Raw genomic sequence first — 17,261 nt, 5'->3', positions numbered from 1 at the left:
TATTCAAGCTTCACCTCGTTTACTATTGGCTGTAATTATAGCTGTTGTAATTTCAAAACCTTTAGAATTAAAGATTTTTGAAAAAGAGATTAATCAAGTGCTTTTAGAGCAAAAAAACGATTTAACATTAGCTAATAAAGATCAAATAGCACTACAGTACAATCCAAAAACTGAAGCTCTACAACAAAACATAACTGCATTACAAAATGAAGTAACAACTAAGGAGGCAGAGGTTAATGCACTTTACGATATTTATATTAACGAGGCTGAAGGCACTGCAGGAACCAATTTATTAGGTAAAGGCCCAGTTTATAAAGAAAAACGAGAAAAACATGATGCAGCTTTAGCAGAGTTGCAAACATTAAAACAAGATAATAAAGCAAAAATTGAAGCTACTGAGGCTGAAATATTAGCTCTAAAAACCGAATACGACACAAAAATAGCCCATTCGCAACCTATAATAGATGGGTTTGATGGCCTAATGGCTCGTGTTAATGCTTTAGGTACATTACCGTGGTTACCTTCTTTTTTTATTTTTCTATTGTTTTTAGCTATAGAAACCTCTCCAATTTTCGCAAAATTATTATCTCCTAAAGGTGAATACGATTTTAAATTAGAGGATCAGGAAACTGCAATAAAAACAATAGTAGAGCAAAAAACTCAAGAGCGTAAACTTATTCTAAAAACCGATTTCGAGGTTAACGATAAAGTCTATAGTGCTATTGCAGAAGAGGATGAACTTTATAACTATAAGCGCAAAAAAGCTCGCGAATTAATGCAAGCTCAAGCCGATGCCTTTTATAAAAAGCAACAAAAGTTATTATAGTTAAAAAGAGATTATATACCTATTTCAAAAGGATTTTCTATAGAAAAAGCTGGTTTTGTAAACCATTTTGGTCCATTTTCCGTCATGTAAATATGATCTTCGTGTCTAATACCAAATGTATTAGGTACACAAATCATTGGTTCGTTACTAAAACACATTCCAGGTTTTAAAATAGTTTTATCATTACGTACTATATATGGCCATTCATGTATATCTAAGCCTATACCATGACCTGTTCTATGTGGTAAACCAGGTAGTTTATAATCTGGTCCTAAATTATAAGATTCTAATACTTTTCTAGACGCGATATCTATAGATGCACAAGTACTCCCTATTTGCGCAGCATTAAATGCTGCTTGCTGAGTTTCTTTTTCTATAGTCCAAATACGACGTTGCAAAGCATTAGCCTCACCAAAAACATAGGTTCTAGTAATGTCTGATATATAATCATGTAATACACATCCTGTATCTATTAAAACAACTTCATTTTCTTCTAAGTTTTTTGGGTTTTTAACACCATGGGGAAAAGATGAATCTACTCCAAAAAGAACTATACAAAAATAAGACCCAGAGCTAATACCATATCGTTTATGTGCTTCATTTATAAAATCTACCACTTCTTTTGCACTTATACCTACTCTTAAAATTCTAGCGGCTGCTTTTTGTACTTCTAAAGTAATATTCATAGCTTCTTGAATAATAGCTATTTCTGCTTTAGATTTTACCATTCTACAACCCGCAGTAATTGACTTTGCATCTACAAGTTTATAAGCATTACTCTCATTTACAATACCGTTTGTAATAAAAAAAGGAGTCGCTTCGTCTATAGCTATTTCTCCATTTTTTATACCCTTCTTTACAAGGGTATCACAAAATAATTGATAAGGGCTCTCATGTTCTTCCCAGCATTCAACAATACCCTCTATTAGCATAAAATCTAAAATAGTTCCTTTTTCAAACTCTGGGGCTATATAGTGTAACTTTCCATCATCAAATAAAATAGCTCCTACCATACGCTCGCTAGAGTGCCATTTGGTTCCTGTAAAATAAAACAAATTTGTTCCTGCATGTAGATACATTGCTTTAATGCTGTACCGTTTCATAAAATCGACAGCCTTATCTATTCGGCATTGAAACTCTTCCTTTTTAATTGGCGTTACAGTATTGGTTCTTGGGACAATAGCGTTTAATTCAGCTTCAATTGTAGAACCTCCTATTCCTAATGTGGTCATAAATAAGTTTTATTTTTATTAATAAAACATCAATAAATCATTGGTGTTTTCGCTCTAAGTTATTCTTTAAAACCTTCTATCTGGATGGAAAGGGCTTAAATCTAAACTCGCTTTTTGGTCTGAAATAATTTCAGAAACTAATTTACCTGTTGCTGGCCCCAAACTCCATCCCATCATAGCATGGCCTGTTGCTATTGTTAGATTTTTACATTTAGAAGATTTCCCTATATATGGTAAGCCATCTGGTGTACATGGACGCAAACCACATGCTGCATTAGTTTTTTCTTCTGTAGTAATATTTATGTGTTTATAATAGTTTTTTGCAGCATTAGCTATAGCATTTACTCTTACTGGATTTATTCTGTTATTTATACCTCCTATTTCCATTGTTCCTGCAAAGCGTGTAAAATTTCCCATTGGTGTTACGGCTACTTTAGCTTCACACAGAATGGCAGGAATAGTAATGTTAGTTTCTTGATTTACATTAATACGATAGCCTTTTCCTGCTTGCACAGGAATTTTTAAGCCTATTTTTTTTGTTAATAACGGACTCCAACTTCCTGCTGCTAAAACAACTTCGTCTGCTTTTAGTCGTTGTTTATTAGTTATTACTTCTGAAATAAATTCTTTATTTAATTCTATATCTTTTACTGCTTCATTAGCATAAAAAGTAACGCCTCTAGATTTTAAATAGGTTTGCATTTCTTTCATGAAATCACCAGGTATCATGTGCGCATCAGAATCGTAATACACGGCTCCTTTTATATTTAAATTAGCATTAGGCTCCATTTTTTCTACTTCTTTAAGTGTTAAAAGTTTTACTCCTAAACCTTCTTGTTGCCCTCTCTGTCCTATTTTCCATTCCTCTTCTCCTACTTTATCTGTTTGGTAACACATTAACAACCCTTTTCTTTCATAATGAAAATCAAAATCGTGAGTTGCTTTTATGGATTCGTATAATGCTCTACTGTATAAATTAATGTCCTTAATAACCGGAATAGCTTTTTCTACTTTTAAAGTGGTTGAAGACTTTTTAAAAGCCCATGCCCATTTTATAAAGTCTGTATCCAGTCTTGGTTTTACATAAAAAGGACTTGTAGGATTAAACATCCATTTTAATCCTTTATTAATCATTCCTGGGGCTGCAAATGGCACAAAATGACTTGGTGTAATATAACCTGCATTTACATAAGAGGCTCCGCTTATTAAATTAGATTTATCTATTACCGAAACTTTGTGCCCTTCTTTTTCAAGATAATATGCAGTGCTTAAGCCTATAATTCCTCCGCCTATTACAATAACACTTTTACTCATTTCTTATTCCCAATTGGTATTTTATTTCCTAAATGCTCTACATAACGCTCTATTTTTCATAAAAAATACGCAGTAGTATTATACAAAGAGCATCGTAACAGTTTTATTTACTATTTATTAAATTACTTGAAAGCCATGTGCATACGGATCATCTTCGTCATCTATAATAATCGTATTATAGCCATACACTTTTGCCCAACCTTTAATGCTAGGTACTATAGCTATTTTACCATCTAAAGTGGTTTCTTCTTCTACGCAGCCTATAAACTTACTGCCAATGTAGCTTTCATGAATAAATGGTTCTCCTTTTTTTAACTTTCCTTTTGCGTATAATTGTGCTATTCTAGCAGACGTTCCTGTACCACATGGGCTTCTGTCTATTGCTTTATCTCCATAAAAAACGGCGTTACGTCCCGAGGATTTTGGGTCTATAGGATTGCCTGTCCATAACATGTGGGTTACATCTCGTATTGTATCATTTTCTGGATGAATAAATAAGTCTGGATATTTTTCATTGATACGATCTCTTACTACTTGAGAGTATTGAATGATTTGGCTTGCTGTAAAATCATGCACACCTGAAAAATTTTGCTGTGGGTCTACTATTGCATAGTAATTTCCACCATAAGCCACATCAAAAGTTAATGTTCCTAATTCTGGACAGCTTACTGTTAAGTCTTCTGCTGCTAAAAAACTTTTAACATTAGTTAGTTTTACCCAATCGACTTTTTTACCTGTTTGTTGATATTCTATATTTACCAATCCTGCTGGGGCTTCCATCTTTATTTCCCCTGGTGTTTTTGGTGTTACTAAACCTTCCTCAATGGCTATTGTAATTGTACCAATGGTACCGTGTCCGCACATTGGTAAGCACCCAGAAGTTTCTATAAATAGAATTGCAAAATCATTTTCGGGATTATGGGGAGGAAATAAAATACTTCCACTCATCATATCATGTCCGCGAGGCTCAAACATTAACCCTTTACGAATCCAATCGTATTCTCTTAGAAAGTGCTGGCGTTTTTCACTCATATTAACACCTACTAAATCTGGCCCTCCTCCTGCAACTACTCTTACAGGGTTTCCACATGTGTGTGCGTCTACACAAAAAAAAGTTTTACGCGCCATTCTTAAATTTTATCAGTAGTTTTTACATTATCTACTGTCCTTAGTATATTTAAGGGGTTCTCATTTTTTAACTCGTTTGGCAATAATTCGTTTGGCCATGATTGAAAGCTAAATGGTCTTACCCATCTTTTAATAGAGTCTACACCTACTGCTGTAAATCTAGAATCTGTTGATGCTGGATATGGTCCACCGTGTAACATTGATGGACAAACCTCAACACCTGTTGGTACGCCATTAAAAATAATACGACCTACTCTATTTTGTAATGCAGAGACTATATTTAAATTATTAGGTAATTCTGCTTCGTTTGCTATTATTGTTCCTGTTAATTGTCCTTCTAATTTATGTATTACTTCTTCAAGTTCTGTTTTGTTTTCACATTCTACCATTAAAGAAAATGGCCCAAAAACTTCGTTATGTAGTGTTGGATTTTCTAAAAAAGTAGTTCCTTTTACTTTAGAAACAACTTGCCTTGCATAATTAGATTTAACTTCTGAATCATAGTTTGCTACGACACTTAATTCTGGTTGCTCTAATGCTTTTGTTTTATTGTTTTCATAGGCTCCTATAATGTTTGGGTGTAACATACAAGATGGTTCTACTTTTACAATCTCTTCTGCTAGTGTATTTGTAAATTGATTTAGTCCTTCTCCTTTAACGCCTAATAATAGTCCTGGATTTGTACAGAATTGTCCTGCTCCTAATGTAATAGAGCCTGCGTAAGTTTTGGCCCAATCGTTAGCTTTTTCGTTTAAAGCTTCTGGTAATAAAACTACAGGGTTAATGCTTCCCATCTCTGCAAATACTGGTATAGGTTCTGGGCGTGTGGCTGCTAAATCGTAAATTGCTCTACCACCTTTAATACTTCCTGTAAACCCAACACCTTTAATGTTTGGGTGTTTAACTAATTCTTGCCCTACTTCTATTCCGCTACTATTTAAATTAGAAAACACTCCGTTTGGCATTCCTGTTTTTTTTGCTGCTTTTATAACTGCTGAGGCCACCATTTCTCCTGTTCCTGCATGCATTGGATGAGATTTTACAATTACTGGGCACCCTGCTGCCAATGCCGCAGCTGTATCTCCTCCTGCTGTTGAAAACGCTAATGGGAAATTTGATGCTCCAAAAACGGCAATTGGTCCTAGTGGTACTAACATTTTACGCAAATCTACTTTTGGTATTGGTTTACGTTCTGGTTGAGCTTTATCTATGCTAGCTTCTACCCAAGAGCCTTCTTTTATATGATTTGCAAATGTTCGCAATTGGCCTAGTGTTCTCCCTCTTTCTCCCATTGCTCTTCCTGCTGGCAATCCAGATTCTGAAGTATATACTTCAAGTAATTCTTCTCCTAAAGCTTCTATTTCATCTGCAATAGTATTTAAAAACAATGCTTTTTCTTCTCCTGTTTTTTTTTGATATTCTAAATAAGCTTTTGCGGCTAAAGCTGTTGCTGTATCTACTTCTTCTTTTGTTGCTTCTGTGAATATATTATCGTTCTCTTTATTTAACTGAGGATTGAATGTTTTGTATGTTTTCTCTCCTTTTGCTGAAAGTGTATTTCCTATATAATTTTTACCTGTAATCATCCTTACTTATTTTTTAAATGTTTTTTTCAAACTTACTGGTTTGTAAGCTATTTTTTAATATTCGAAAGGCTTAACCTATTAAGTCCAGAACTTCAAGTCTTTCTTTTGCCAGAATATATCTTGCACGGACATCATCAATTTGCTGTTGAGTTAATTTCTTACCAAAAGTACGAAGCCCTCCAGCAACATCATTATGATGAATTCCCATAGCAAGCTTAAGGTATTCCATAAGCAACGGCTGAGCATCAAGGTACGATAATGAATTTAAAGCCTGAGAAATTTTGTTTGCCTCAGCCCATTCTCCATTTAAAACATATTCCTGCATAGTAACACTTGCTTTTGGGAATATAGTGCCTACACCTGTAATACCACCACTTGCTCCAGCGAGTCCTGCATATACAGTGACTGTGTCTACTCCTGCCAAAACTTTTAAATCTTTGTTCTCTAACACCAAGGTTTCAATAATTGAAACATCTATAGTCGATATTTTAAGAGCTGCTACCTTAGGAAGAACAGAAAGTCTTTTAAGAAGGTCTATTGAGAGCGGATGATAACCGGCTGCATCAGGATTATTATAAGGCATAATTGTTACGCCTACATCTTTTGCCGTTGCTTCAGAAAGTGCATAGTACTCATACATTTCTTTTTCAGAAGGAACCGCCTTAGTTTTTGGTGGCATGACCATGACTGTATCAACTCCAACTGTTGCAAGTCCTTCAACTATTTTAGCAAGTTCTTCCTTAGTTTCTGATGCTGCTCCGCTAATCAACGGGACATTGTATTCTTTAGCAACCTCAGAAAGGGATTTAAGTAAGGAAAGACGTTGCTTGGTGCTCAGGTAGCTATTCTCACCCAGAGTTCCAGAACCGACAAGTCCGCTCATTCTACTTCCGCCCTTTCCTTGAGCTTTTAAAATACCTGCTGCCTGTTTTTGTGTTGCATCAAGGTCAATCTCAAGAGCGCCAGATTTTGACTCTTTCAACCATGTAAATACGGCTGGCATTACGCCATTCCATTGTATGCTCATAAAATTCTAATTGTTTATGGTGTAAATGTACTTCTGCTATTGTAATTTAAATATTTGTTTTTTATCCAATTATAATACCATATTATCCATTTAATTTAATTAACTAGTATTTATGAATAGTATTTGCTTAATTTTATACTTTAGATTCAATTTAAATGAAAGTTTTACCCTTTAAAATACCTAAACCTGAACATGACGCTCTTGTCTATCAAGAAGACATTGGTCCTATTTTTTATAACAAACTACATCAGCATGAAGAAATCCAGATTAGTTTTATTGTAGAAGGCAAAGGCACACTTATTGTTGGAGATACTGTAAATGATTATAATAAAGGGGATCTTCTAGTAATAGGGAGTAATCTGCCACATGTTTTTGAAAGCGATAGTCATTCATCACCGCAATCGCAAATGTTAAGTTTGTTTTTTACTAAAACAGCTTTTGGCTCTCATTTTTTTAACCTCGAAGAATTAAAAGAATTAAATTCTTTTTTTAAACGTGCTACTTATGGGTTTAAATTTATTTCTGAACCTGAAGTCATTAAATCTATATTTCTACGTCTTAAAAAGGCTTCTAAATTAGAACAATTTATGTCTTTATTGAAGCTTTTAAAATTAACTTCTGAAGGAGATTATAATAGTTTATCGTCTTTTATTTATGATAAAAAATTTAATGTTGTTGAAGGGAAACGCATGCAAGATATTTTTGAATATACTATGAAGCATTATGATAAAGACATCTCTTTAGATACTATTGCCAGTGTAGCTTCTATGACCAAAAATGCTTTTTGCAAATACTTTAAAAAAAGAACTAATAAAACTTATTTTAGATTTTTAAGTGAATTACGTATTGAGTATGCTTGTAAGTTAATGGAGTCTCACAATGATCTTTCTATTTCAGAAATAGCTTATAAGGCTGGGTTTAAAAACATATCTAATTTTAATAGACAATTTAAAACCATAAAATTAATGACACCTACTAATTATAAAAAAAGCTAGTATAAAACTGTTTACCCATTTTTGGGAGACTTACAGTATTATATTTTTTTAACGTAATCTGTAATAATGACTATTTGAGTTGGTCCAACTTTACCTTCTATATATTTCTCGTTTTCATGGTCTAAAGATATGCGTCTTACTGCGGTTCCTTGTTTTGCAACCATACTAGAGCCTTTTACTTTTAAATCTTTTATTAAAACTACAGAGTCTCCTGCTTGTAACACAACACCATTAACATCTCTATGAATTAATTTTTCTGGATCTGCTTCTCCTTCTCCTGTTGCTTTTGCAAATTCTAAAACGTCTTCTTCTAGATACATCATATCTAACAAGTCTTGAGGCCATCCTTCTTTTCTAAGTCTAGATAGCATTCTCCATGCTGCTACTTGCACTGCCTCATGTTCGCTCCACATACTATCATTTAAACATCTCCAGTGGTTTGCATCTGTTGTTTCTGGGTCGTCTATTTGATTAATGCAGGTTTTACATGCTACTATAGATTTTTTTAAGTTTTGATCTTTATGCGGTGCTAAGGTATAGATTTCTAAATGCTCATCGTTACTACATAATTCGCATTTATTATCTGCTCTTTTTTTAAGTTCCCTTTCTAAACTCATAGTTAAATTTTAAGGTGTAAAGATAAGTTTATTATTCATTATTATTAAGTGTATCTCTAACCTTTTTAGGGAGTCCTTTTACGACCATATTATAAGAATGGTCTATTAATCGTATTATAAATTGGGGTTGTAGTTCGCCTTTGTGTATGTATACAGAGTTCCAATGTTTCTTACTCATGTGCCAGCCTGCCTCGATGCTTTCATATTCTTCTCTAAGTTCTACTGCATATTGTGGATCGCATTTTAAATTTAAAGATGCTAAGCCTCTTTCCCATTTTGCTAATGGTGCTAAAAGAAACATTTTACCCGCTACTTTAAAAACTAATGTATCCTGATCGAAAGGAAAAGTTTCTGTTACTTGAGGTTTATTCAAACAGTATGTTCTAATTTGTTCTATATCCATTAAATAAATTTAATACATTTATTTAATATTGTCCTTAGAAATTTCTTTTGTTGATTTAGATTTTCTTCTTGGTAAATTATGTAATCTACGCTCTGTTGTTTTAACAATTGGAGGAATGTCTAAACTGACTAAAACTTCGTTAATGTAAAGTAACACTCTATTCATATATAGGGATTTATTGGCTTAAACTTTTTATTAGCGCTATTAATAAAAACATATAATCGGAGGGAGAGGGATTAATAAGATACTAAAAAAAGAAATATGATACCTATTAAAACTCTAAAAATAGATGTACTACACTTTAAATCAATTTTTTAATTCTTTTTTGTAGTCTTTTTCGCTCAACTCTAATGCAGAATAGTCTAAAGTCCAGCCAATTGTTTCTACTATATTTTCTATTAATAGAATAGATTCCAAAGCTTCTTTTTGTGCCACTTGATATAGACCACTTTCTGGAACTTTATCTCTAATATGCTGCTTTGCTTCGTTATGTAAGCTTGTTAAATCATTAGCTTCAAACTTATTGAAAAGTCCATCTTTTTTATCGTAGTAGTTTATATTAGTCTCAATAGATAGTATTTCTGCTTGGGGAAAATGATTTAAAACTAAGGTTTTAGATTTCGTATTGGCTTTCATATCTACTTTTGCCAAATCAAAACCTACATGTGCTTTTGCATTAACTACTACAAGTGCTTTTTTTCGGCTAGATACTAATTTTAAAAACCGTTCTTTTACGTCTTCGTAATGGTAAATCTCTGCAAAATCGCCTTCTACAGTGATAAACTTACACACTTTTTTTATTTTATCTAACAAAACTGCAGATTGGTAATTTGCAAGTTGTTTTGCTTTTATATGTTTTATGTATGTAAACACTCCTAATGAGGCTAGTGCTCCAAATATGGTTCCTAATAGTGTTTCCATTATTCTACTTTATATAAAATGGGTTTACTTGGTGCTGCATCATTTTCAAAAGAGGCAATTTGTAAGTTTAATATGTAAATTCCATCTTTAATTTTATTTGCAACATATATAAATTCTGTTATTGTTGCCTCTGTTCTTATCTCTCTTTTGGTGTTCCAAAAGGCGTTATGTGCTAGTAATTTACCATCATCTTTTTCTTTATCTACGCTTGGTAAATCTATAAGTAGGTGTTTTATTCCACAATCTCTAATGTACGCAGCTGCATCTTCTGCCAAATAGGGCCAGTTTGTATTAGAGTATTGTCTTGATTTTTTATCTTTTGTATTAGGCATTGTACGAATTACTAATGCTTCTGCTGTTTTATTTTTAATTAAAAACTGAAGTTGTTTTTTAGATATTACATAATCTTCTCCTATTAATTCTGGTGCTACAGATACAACTTCGGCTAGAAACATAAATTGTTTTAAGCATTTGTTAATGCTGTAAAAATCTTCTGTAATATGGCCTACACACTCGGTATGTGTTCCATGGGCATGTGGATTAAATGCTATATTATTAAAGTTTATTGAAGCGCCTTCTTTTACGCTAGCAACCCATTCTCCCATTTTTACGGGTTCTATTTTAGGCTCATCTATATACCACGCATTTGCATTTTTTTTTGAGGCTTTTAGTGTTATGGAAATATCTAATGGTTTCGATAAGTCTATACTATATTTTTTATTGTCTATGGTAATTACTGTATTCAATAGTCGTTAATTTTAAATAAATCTGATGCGATGCCATCGCTTAAAAATTTTCCTTTTGCTGTTACTAACAGTCTACTGTCTTCAATATACAACAATTGTTTTGTTATATACTTTTTAGAGACTTTTAAAAGGTATTCTTCGTACTCTTTACCAAAATCGTGCCTAACTTTTTGTAATGACACGCCCCATATGGTTCGCAGTCCCGTCATTACGTATTCGTTATACTTATCTGTTATAGTTAATGTCTCTATTTCTGATGGTAGTGTTTTACTTTCTAATGCCTTAATGTATTTTGAGTTATTCCGCACATTCCAACTGCGTTCTTTTCCATTAAATGAGTGTGCCGATGGGCCAACACCTATGTATGGTTTTCCTTGCCAATAAGCCGAATTATTCTTACTAAAAAAACCTGCTTTACCGAAGTTTGACAACTCGTAATGAATAAAGTTTGATGCTTTTAATGTTTCTATTAAAATATGAAATTGCGTTTCTGCTTTATCATCATCTACATTATCTATAATTCCTTTTTTTATAAAAGAGGCTAATGCTGTTTTTGGTTCTACGGTTAGTGCATAACTCGAAATATGATTGATACCAAAAGACAAAGCGGTTTCAATATTTTCCTTCCATTGGGCATTAGTACTTCCTGGTATACCGTAAATTAAATCTAAAGAAATGTTATTGAAATATTGCGTTGCTATTTCTAAACATTTTTTTGCTTCTACTGCATCATGTGCCCGATTCATAAGTTTTAAATCGGCTTCAAAAAAAGACTGAACGCCAATGCTTAAACGGTTTACAGGGCTTTGAGATAATTGAAGAATAATCGTTTCTGTTAAATCATCTGGGTTAGCTTCTAACGTAATTTCTGGGTGTTCTGAAACTTGATAATTATTATAAACTGCATTAATAATTTGCTGTAATTCTTCGAGAGATAATAGACTTGGTGTACCGCCTCCAAAATAAATAGTTTCTACTGTTGTTGTTTTAAACTCATGTTTACGTAATTCCAGCTCTGTTATTAAAGCTACTATTAATTCATTTTTCTTTTTTAAGGATGTCGAAAAATGAAAGTCACAATAATGACAGGCTTGTTTACAAAACGGGATATGGATGTATATTCCTGCGATAGTTTTAGTTTTTTAATTAAACTTATATAACAATAAGTTAAAAGCACTTTTTTAGATTAAAATTTATTAATAGGAACTCCTTTTAAAGGTCTCTAAATTATTCACAATTGAATCTTGTAAAGGCTTTAATTCTTCTACATTGTAATAATCTAAAGGAAAACTCCAAGCATAACTTTTTGAAAACACAAGACCATATTCGTTAGTAAAGAAGTAGTTATGTTCCTCATCCATAGCCTCTTTATCATCATAAAAATACTTAAAGACTTTTATAGGTTTTCCTTTAAAACTAAATGTTTTAGAGTCTACTAACTTACAAACTAGACCCCTAAAGTAAATAGAGCTATCATTTGTCATATTTTTAGTTATAATATAATGAAAAGCATTATTACTATCTTCTGTTTTATATTCATAAACCATGTTAGTGCTATCCTTATATTTTTTATATAAGGCAGATTTCTTTTTGCTTTTATAATCACGATATAGTGTTTTTATCGTAATATTTTTATAAGCGTTTTCTTTTATACTTGACTCATTCTTTCCGCCACAGGCAAAGATGACACAGCAGAATAAACTAAAAATTATTAACTTTTTCACTTCTTTATTCGTTTTTCATTTTGTTTTACAAAAGCACTCCAACCAGAATAGCTTTTACCAACCTCTACACGACCTTGATTATAAAAATGGCAAACGGCTGCGCCTAAACCATCCATAGAGTCTAGATTTTTAGGTAATGTTTTAATACCTAACATATTTTGTAACATTTTTGCTACTTGCTCTTTACTGGCATTACCATTTCCTGTAATTGCCATTTTAATTTTTTTTGGAGCATATTCTGTAATAGGGACTTCTCTAGATAATCCGGCTGCCATTGCTACTCCTTGGGCTCGACCAAGTTTTAGCATACTTTGTACATTTTTACCGAAAAATGGTGCTTCTATGGCTATTTCGTCTGGATGATGTGTATCTATTAATTCTATAGTACGTTCAAAAATAAGTTTTAATTTTAGGTAATGGTCATTATATTTTTTTAGGTCCAACTCATTCAATTGTAAAAATTGCATTTTTTTATTAACGACTTTTATGAGTCCAAACCCCATAATAGTTGTTCCTGGATCTATGCCTAATATTATTTTTTCTTCTGCCATTTAATCATTACAATATGTACAGCCGCTTAAAGAAAATGATACGCCTACTGTTGCAGTAAATAAATTTCCATTAAAAGAGCCAAAGCCTTTAGTTAATGGATCGAATTCTTTTGCAAATCCAAAAATATAAGACGCATCAAAATATACCGATACTGTTCTTGCTACTTTATAATGTAGCTCTACACCTCCCATAACATTAAAAAACGAAATGTTGTTATCTTTAAAGTCTCCTAATGGTTTAATTATAGAATAACCTGGACCTACATGTCCTACCAATGCCATATCTACAGGTAAAAAGCCTACATCTCTTGTTGCATCGTATACCAACTGGGCATTTATTCTTGTATAATTTACTTTAAATTCTGGTGTATTATCATCGTTTGCAAATCTGTTATACCCAAAATCTAATTTAGCTCCTATTTGAGGTTTAAACATACGTTGTATACCTAAATTAATTGTAGGGAAATTGGTTGATTTTGCTACAAATGGTCTCACTAATCCATCTTGTGCTGGACTATTTAACCCAACTGCTATTTGGGCTTTCCAAATACTTGTTTCTACTTGAGCAAATGCAGTGGTTAATCCTAATAAAAAAAAGGCTAAAAGGCAATAGTGTTTCATTGAGGTCTTCATTATAGTATATTTGATTTAATTTGCAGCACATAACACGTTACATTATTAATTGATGAAATTGTGTTACTGTTTAAATTTATGAATAGTACGTTACCATACAAAACTAAACAATTCTTTTTTATACTCATTAAATTGAGTATTGTTGTTGGTGCTTTTTATTTTATATATAATAAGTTGGTAAATAATGGGACTTTAGATTTTCCTGAATTTGTTACTATTTTGTCTAAAAACAACGTGTTTTCTGCTAAAAACGTATTTCTACTATTACTTTTAAGTAGTTTAAATTGGTTTTTTGAAATTATAAAATGGAAAATTTTAGTCTCTTCTATAAAAAAAATCAGTTTTAAAAATGCCTTAGAACAAAGTTTAGGTTCGCTAACTGCATCTCTTTTTACGCCTAACAGGATTGGAGAATATGGAGCAAAAGCAATTTATTTTTCTAGTAACCACAGAAAACGCATACTTCTTTTAAATTTAATTAGTAATCTCATGCAAATGAGTATTACCATTATTTTTGGGTGTATTGGTGTTTGGGTATTTTCTACTAATTATAGTATTGCAATTGATTATTTTAAAATATCCAGAGGCCTTATAATTATTGTTGTTGTTTTTGGCTTTGCTATTATTGGTATTAAACAAAGTAAATACACTATTAAAGGGTTTTCTCTTGAAAAAATTAAACAGTTTATATTTAAGTTATCTATAAAAATTAAAGGAATGGCCTCTGTGCTATCTTTAATTAGATATCTCGTATTTTCTTTTCAATTTTATTTTTTGTTACAGCTTTTTGGAGTACAATTATCTTACTTTGAAGCGATGACAATAATTACCTCTATGTACTTATTAGCATCTATAATACCTTCATTATTTATTTTTGATATTATTATAAAAGGTAGTGTGGCGGTCTATTTATTTTCTATGGCTGGTGTTAATGAATTAACTATTTTATGTATTGTTACATTAATGTGGTTACTTAATTTTGTAATTCCAAGTATTTTTGGAAGTTACTACGTACTTAATTTTAATTTACCAGAAAAGGATATTGTATGACTTTACTTTTTATAGGCATTACTTTAGTATACTTAATTTTAATTGGTAGTTTCCTTATTGGTTTTGATAAAGTCGAATCTTTTACTACTAAAGACTTAAAACCTATTACTAAATTTTCAGTTATTATTCCGTTTAGAAATGAAGCTGAAAATCTTCCTGAATTATTAGCTTCCATAGAGCATTTAAATTATCCGAAGCATTTGTTTGAAATATTATGTATTGATGATGCTTCCAATGACAATTCTGTTTCATTAATTACTAAATTTTTAGAAGAGCATCCAAACTTTCAAATTTCTATTATTAAAAATATAAGAACTTCTAATTCTCCTAAAAAAGATGCCATTACTTCTGCAATAGAGATTAGTAAATACAACTGGATTGTTACTACTGATGCCGATTGTTTACTTCCTAAATACTGGTTAGATACATTTGATGCTTTTATACAGCAAAAAAATACTGATTTTATAATTGCTCCTGTTACATACACGGCTATTAACTCTAGTTTAAAACAATTTCAATTACTTGATTTTTTAAGTTTAATTGGCGCTACTATTGGTAGTTTTGGTATAAAGAAACCTTTTTTATGTAACGGAGCTAATTTAGCCTACAGTAAATCTTTATTTAAAACTGTAAATGGTTTTAATGGTAATAACACTATTGCCAGTGGAGATGATATTTTTTTATTAGAAAAGGCACTTAAATTAGATAAAAGTAAAGTAGGTTACTTAAAGTCTAAACATGCCATTATAAAGACCAAACCGCAACCTAATTGGGTTAGTTTAATAGCCCAACGTAAACGTTGGGCTGCTAAAACGTCTAGTTATAATTCTTTATTTGGAAAGTTAACTGGCTTAATTGTTTTAACAATGAATGGTGCTTTAATTTGTGCTTTAACTTTTACATTAATTGGTTCTCTTAACTTAAGGACTTTTTTATACATTTTTATTATAAAATCTGGAATCGATTTTTTGTTACTTTCTAAAACTAGCCGCTTTTTTAGTCAAGAGCGTTATTTAGTTGCTTTTATTTTTTCTAGTATTCTCTATCCTTTTTTTAGTGTTTATACTGCATTTATGTCTTTATTTACTACCTACAAGTGGAAAGGAAGAACGTTTAAAAAGTAACCTATTCTAGTTATTCGCTTAAAATTTTTACTTTTACAATAAATCCAAATCCCAAATACAATGAAAAAACTAGTCATTTTACTAACTTTTATGGCGGTTAGCAGCTTTGCTTTTTCGCAAAATACCTACTCTGTTAATAACGAAACTCTTGAATTAAAAACCGAGGTTGATGGTACTTTAGATTTACTTTGGAATACTTTTAATGGTCAATATCGTTATTTTATTAAAGATAATGATGGTCGTATTACCGAGTTAAAAAACACAAAAGGTGCAAACAATAAATATCAAGAAGAATACAAAACAGTATTAACAGATTTAACGCAACAAGATGCTTCTAAAGTTAAATTAACAACATATAGTTTAAAGTCTTTTCTTAACAATTATAATACTTCTGTAGATGCTAATTATACAAGTAACGAAACTAAAACAAAGCTAAAATTTAGATTAGGTGTTTTTGGAGGTATAACTAATAATCCTTTTGTTGATAACCCAAATAATGAAACTGTACCATTTTTTGGCACTGAGTTAGAGCTAGTCTCTGACGCTACATTACCAAAACAAGCTGCTTTTTTAAATATTAGACATAGTACAGACAATGATGATTTTAATTATTCTGCGACTCAATTTGCATTAGGATACCGTTATAGGTTTATTAATAAAACGGGGTTTAATATTTATGCACAAACTAAAGCTGTTACTTTTACCTCTGCTAAGTCAACACTAAGTTATCTAGATGCGAGTAACAATGTCGTTACAGAGGAGTCTACTGGTACTAGTTTTGATGCTCCTTTTGTTTTTGGCTTTGGTGCAGATATAAAATTGGGTAATGGTTATTTAACTTTTGTCTACGATTCGTTATTTGCGATTTTTATAGATAATCAAGGTAATTTCTCTACAGACTTTGCTGTTGGTTATAAATTTAATTTATAATGCACTTACTTAATAAAACATCTAACCCAGTATTTACTGGTTATTTTTGGGATCATCCAGAAAATATACAGCGTAAATTAACGGTTAGAGGTGTTTTTATTAAAACTTTATTTTCATTAATTATTATTAGCTCTATAGTTGTTGGTATTTGGAAACTACACAGTACTGGCACCAATATAAAATGGTATACTACTGGCGGTATGCTTAGTGCCATTATTATTAGTATAATTATTTCTGTTAGGCGTCATTGGGTTCATATTTTAGTTCCGCTTTATGCAGTAGCTAAAGGGTTTATGTTAGGTGGTATAACTGCTTATGCTCATGATATGTTTCCTAATATGCCTTATCAAGCTGTTGGCATTACTATTATTACTTTTTTTGTGGTTTTAACGTTATACCAAACACGTATTATTGTAGTTACAAAAAAACTAAAGAGTGTTATCATTACTGTTTG

Annotated in this window: 20 protein-coding genes; 6 read left to right on the top strand and 14 right to left on the bottom strand. The window is 31.7% G+C overall.

Going from position 1 to position 17,261, the window contains the following annotated elements; translation table 11 throughout:
- A partial coding sequence (locus ACVC2P_RS05740; RefSeq protein ID WP_452597517.1) for a DUF4407 domain-containing protein occupies positions 1 to 826 on the top strand: 826 nt, incomplete at its 5' end.
- A gap of 11 nt (positions 827 to 837) precedes the next feature.
- On the opposite strand, the gene ACVC2P_RS05735 is transcribed toward ACVC2P_RS05740, so the two are convergent.
- The 5 genes from ACVC2P_RS05735 to ACVC2P_RS05715 form a co-directional block, all read right to left on the bottom strand.
- Positions 838 to 2,058: a M24 family metallopeptidase gene (locus ACVC2P_RS05735; protein WP_452597516.1), complete on the bottom strand. Its 1,221-nt coding sequence runs from the start codon at positions 2,056 to 2,058 to the stop codon at positions 838 to 840.
- Between the two features lie 66 nt (positions 2,059 to 2,124).
- Entirely contained in the window at positions 2,125 to 3,372 is a 1,248-nt protein-coding gene (locus ACVC2P_RS05730) for an NAD(P)/FAD-dependent oxidoreductase (protein ID WP_452597515.1), read from the bottom strand.
- Positions 3,373 to 3,489: 117 nt separating this feature from the next.
- Positions 3,490 to 4,500: a 4-hydroxyproline epimerase gene (locus tag ACVC2P_RS05725; protein ID WP_452597514.1), complete on the bottom strand. Its 1,011-nt coding sequence runs from the start codon at positions 4,498 to 4,500 to the stop codon at positions 3,490 to 3,492.
- Between the two features lie 2 nt (positions 4,501 to 4,502).
- Complete coding sequence (locus ACVC2P_RS05720) at positions 4,503 to 6,086, bottom strand: aldehyde dehydrogenase (NADP(+)) (protein ID WP_452597513.1); 1,584 nt, start codon at positions 6,084 to 6,086, stop codon at positions 4,503 to 4,505.
- Positions 6,087 to 6,156: 70 nt separating this feature from the next.
- Positions 6,157 to 7,113 carry a dihydrodipicolinate synthase family protein gene (locus ACVC2P_RS05715; RefSeq protein ID WP_452597512.1) on the bottom strand — a complete coding sequence of 319 codons (957 nt, stop codon included), beginning with the start codon at positions 7,111 to 7,113 and terminating at the stop codon, positions 6,157 to 6,159.
- 155 nt (positions 7,114 to 7,268) lie between these two features.
- Here ACVC2P_RS05715 and ACVC2P_RS05710 point away from each other — a divergent pair, with 155 nt between their 5' ends.
- Positions 7,269 to 8,108, top strand: a complete 840-nt coding sequence (locus tag ACVC2P_RS05710) for an AraC family transcriptional regulator (protein WP_452597511.1) — start codon at positions 7,269 to 7,271, stop codon at positions 8,106 to 8,108.
- Positions 8,109 to 8,146: 38 nt separating this feature from the next.
- Here the strand turns inward: ACVC2P_RS05710 and ACVC2P_RS05705 are convergent, their stop codons facing one another.
- The 9 genes from ACVC2P_RS05705 to ACVC2P_RS05665 form a co-directional block, all read right to left on the bottom strand.
- Entirely contained in the window at positions 8,147 to 8,725 is a 579-nt protein-coding gene (locus ACVC2P_RS05705) for a PhnA domain-containing protein (protein WP_452597510.1), read from the bottom strand.
- A 31-nt stretch (positions 8,726 to 8,756) separates the two neighbouring features.
- Positions 8,757 to 9,128 (bottom strand): MmcQ/YjbR family DNA-binding protein, encoded by a 372-nt coding sequence (locus ACVC2P_RS05700; RefSeq protein ID WP_452597509.1) that lies wholly within the window; start codon positions 9,126 to 9,128, stop codon positions 8,757 to 8,759.
- Positions 9,129 to 9,146: 18 nt separating this feature from the next.
- The gene (locus ACVC2P_RS05695) at positions 9,147 to 9,293 is read right to left on the bottom strand and encodes a hypothetical protein (RefSeq protein ID WP_452597508.1); all 147 of its coding nucleotides are present in this window, start codon (positions 9,291 to 9,293) and stop codon (positions 9,147 to 9,149) included.
- Positions 9,294 to 9,434: 141 nt separating this feature from the next.
- Positions 9,435 to 10,049 carry a DUF4230 domain-containing protein gene (locus tag ACVC2P_RS05690; protein WP_452597507.1) on the bottom strand — a complete coding sequence of 205 codons (615 nt, stop codon included), beginning with the start codon at positions 10,047 to 10,049 and terminating at the stop codon, positions 9,435 to 9,437.
- Positions 10,049 to 10,795, bottom strand: a complete 747-nt coding sequence (locus ACVC2P_RS05685) for a cyclase family protein (protein WP_452597506.1) — start codon at positions 10,793 to 10,795, stop codon at positions 10,049 to 10,051. The genes ACVC2P_RS05690 and ACVC2P_RS05685 overlap by 1 nt, the downstream gene beginning before the upstream one ends.
- Entirely contained in the window at positions 10,792 to 11,925 is a 1,134-nt protein-coding gene (gene hemW, locus ACVC2P_RS05680; RefSeq protein ID WP_452597518.1) for a radical SAM family heme chaperone HemW, read from the bottom strand. Before hemW ends, ACVC2P_RS05685 begins: the two co-directional genes overlap by 4 nt.
- Before the next feature lie 66 nt (positions 11,926 to 11,991).
- The gene (locus ACVC2P_RS05675; protein WP_452597505.1) at positions 11,992 to 12,519 is read right to left on the bottom strand and encodes a hypothetical protein; all 528 of its coding nucleotides are present in this window, start codon (positions 12,517 to 12,519) and stop codon (positions 11,992 to 11,994) included.
- Positions 12,516 to 13,070: a crossover junction endodeoxyribonuclease RuvC gene (gene ruvC, locus ACVC2P_RS05670; RefSeq protein ID WP_452597504.1), complete on the bottom strand. Its 555-nt coding sequence runs from the start codon at positions 13,068 to 13,070 to the stop codon at positions 12,516 to 12,518. The genes ACVC2P_RS05675 and ruvC overlap by 4 nt, the downstream gene beginning before the upstream one ends.
- Positions 13,071 to 13,703 carry an outer membrane beta-barrel protein gene (locus ACVC2P_RS05665; protein WP_452597503.1) on the bottom strand — a complete coding sequence of 211 codons (633 nt, stop codon included), beginning with the start codon at positions 13,701 to 13,703 and terminating at the stop codon, positions 13,071 to 13,073.
- Between the two features lie 78 nt (positions 13,704 to 13,781).
- On the opposite strand from ACVC2P_RS05665, the gene ACVC2P_RS05660 reads away from it, so the two are divergent.
- From ACVC2P_RS05660 to ACVC2P_RS05645, 4 genes are all read left to right on the top strand, one after another.
- Positions 13,782 to 14,753, top strand: a complete 972-nt coding sequence (locus tag ACVC2P_RS05660) for a lysylphosphatidylglycerol synthase domain-containing protein (RefSeq protein ID WP_452597502.1) — start codon at positions 13,782 to 13,784, stop codon at positions 14,751 to 14,753.
- Entirely contained in the window at positions 14,750 to 15,877 is a 1,128-nt protein-coding gene (locus ACVC2P_RS05655) for a glycosyltransferase family 2 protein (protein WP_452597501.1), read from the top strand. The genes ACVC2P_RS05660 and ACVC2P_RS05655 overlap by 4 nt, the downstream gene beginning before the upstream one ends.
- 60 nt (positions 15,878 to 15,937) lie before the next feature.
- Entirely contained in the window at positions 15,938 to 16,807 is an 870-nt protein-coding gene (locus ACVC2P_RS05650; RefSeq protein ID WP_452597500.1) for a hypothetical protein, read from the top strand.
- On the top strand, positions 16,807 to 17,261 hold a 455-nt coding region (locus ACVC2P_RS05645), incomplete at its 3' end, for a Bax inhibitor-1/YccA family membrane protein (protein ID WP_452597499.1). The genes ACVC2P_RS05650 and ACVC2P_RS05645, both read left to right, overlap by 1 nt.

The sequence above is a fragment of the Pontimicrobium sp. MEBiC01747 genome, from assembly GCF_053601635.1.
This window is presented reverse-complemented; position numbering and strand designations above follow the sequence as displayed.

What these genes read in the sequence shown, in the direction of transcription:
- ACVC2P_RS05695 (WP_452597508.1), bottom strand. Translation starts at nt 9,293, where the DNA reads ATGAATAGAGTGTTACTTTACATTAACGAAGTTTTAGTCAGTTTAGAC.
- ACVC2P_RS05725 (WP_452597514.1), bottom strand. Translation starts at nt 4,500, where the DNA reads ATGGCGCGTAAAACTTTTTTTTGTGTAGACGCACACACATGTGGAAAC.
- ACVC2P_RS05735 (WP_452597516.1), bottom strand. Translation starts at nt 2,058, where the DNA reads ATGACCACATTAGGAATAGGAGGTTCTACAATTGAAGCTGAATTAAAC.
- ACVC2P_RS05700 (WP_452597509.1), bottom strand. Translation starts at nt 9,128, where the DNA reads ATGGATATAGAACAAATTAGAACATACTGTTTGAATAAACCTCAAGTA.
- ACVC2P_RS05660 (WP_452597502.1), top strand. Translation starts at nt 13,782, where the DNA reads ATGAATAGTACGTTACCATACAAAACTAAACAATTCTTTTTTATACTC.
- ruvC (WP_452597504.1), bottom strand. Translation starts at nt 13,070, where the DNA reads ATGGCAGAAGAAAAAATAATATTAGGCATAGATCCAGGAACAACTATT.
- ACVC2P_RS05720 (WP_452597513.1), bottom strand. Translation starts at nt 6,086, where the DNA reads ATGATTACAGGTAAAAATTATATAGGAAATACACTTTCAGCAAAAGGA.
- ACVC2P_RS05655 (WP_452597501.1), top strand. Translation starts at nt 14,750, where the DNA reads ATGACTTTACTTTTTATAGGCATTACTTTAGTATACTTAATTTTAATT.
- ACVC2P_RS05715 (WP_452597512.1), bottom strand. Translation starts at nt 7,113, where the DNA reads ATGAGCATACAATGGAATGGCGTAATGCCAGCCGTATTTACATGGTTG.
- ACVC2P_RS05665 (WP_452597503.1), bottom strand. Translation starts at nt 13,703, where the DNA reads ATGAAGACCTCAATGAAACACTATTGCCTTTTAGCCTTTTTTTTATTA.
- ACVC2P_RS05650 (WP_452597500.1), top strand. Translation starts at nt 15,938, where the DNA reads ATGAAAAAACTAGTCATTTTACTAACTTTTATGGCGGTTAGCAGCTTT.
- ACVC2P_RS05705 (WP_452597510.1), bottom strand. Translation starts at nt 8,725, where the DNA reads ATGAGTTTAGAAAGGGAACTTAAAAAAAGAGCAGATAATAAATGCGAA.
- ACVC2P_RS05730 (WP_452597515.1), bottom strand. Translation starts at nt 3,372, where the DNA reads ATGAGTAAAAGTGTTATTGTAATAGGCGGAGGAATTATAGGCTTAAGC.
- ACVC2P_RS05690 (WP_452597507.1), bottom strand. Translation starts at nt 10,049, where the DNA reads ATGGAAACACTATTAGGAACCATATTTGGAGCACTAGCCTCATTAGGA.
- ACVC2P_RS05710 (WP_452597511.1), top strand. Translation starts at nt 7,269, where the DNA reads ATGAAAGTTTTACCCTTTAAAATACCTAAACCTGAACATGACGCTCTT.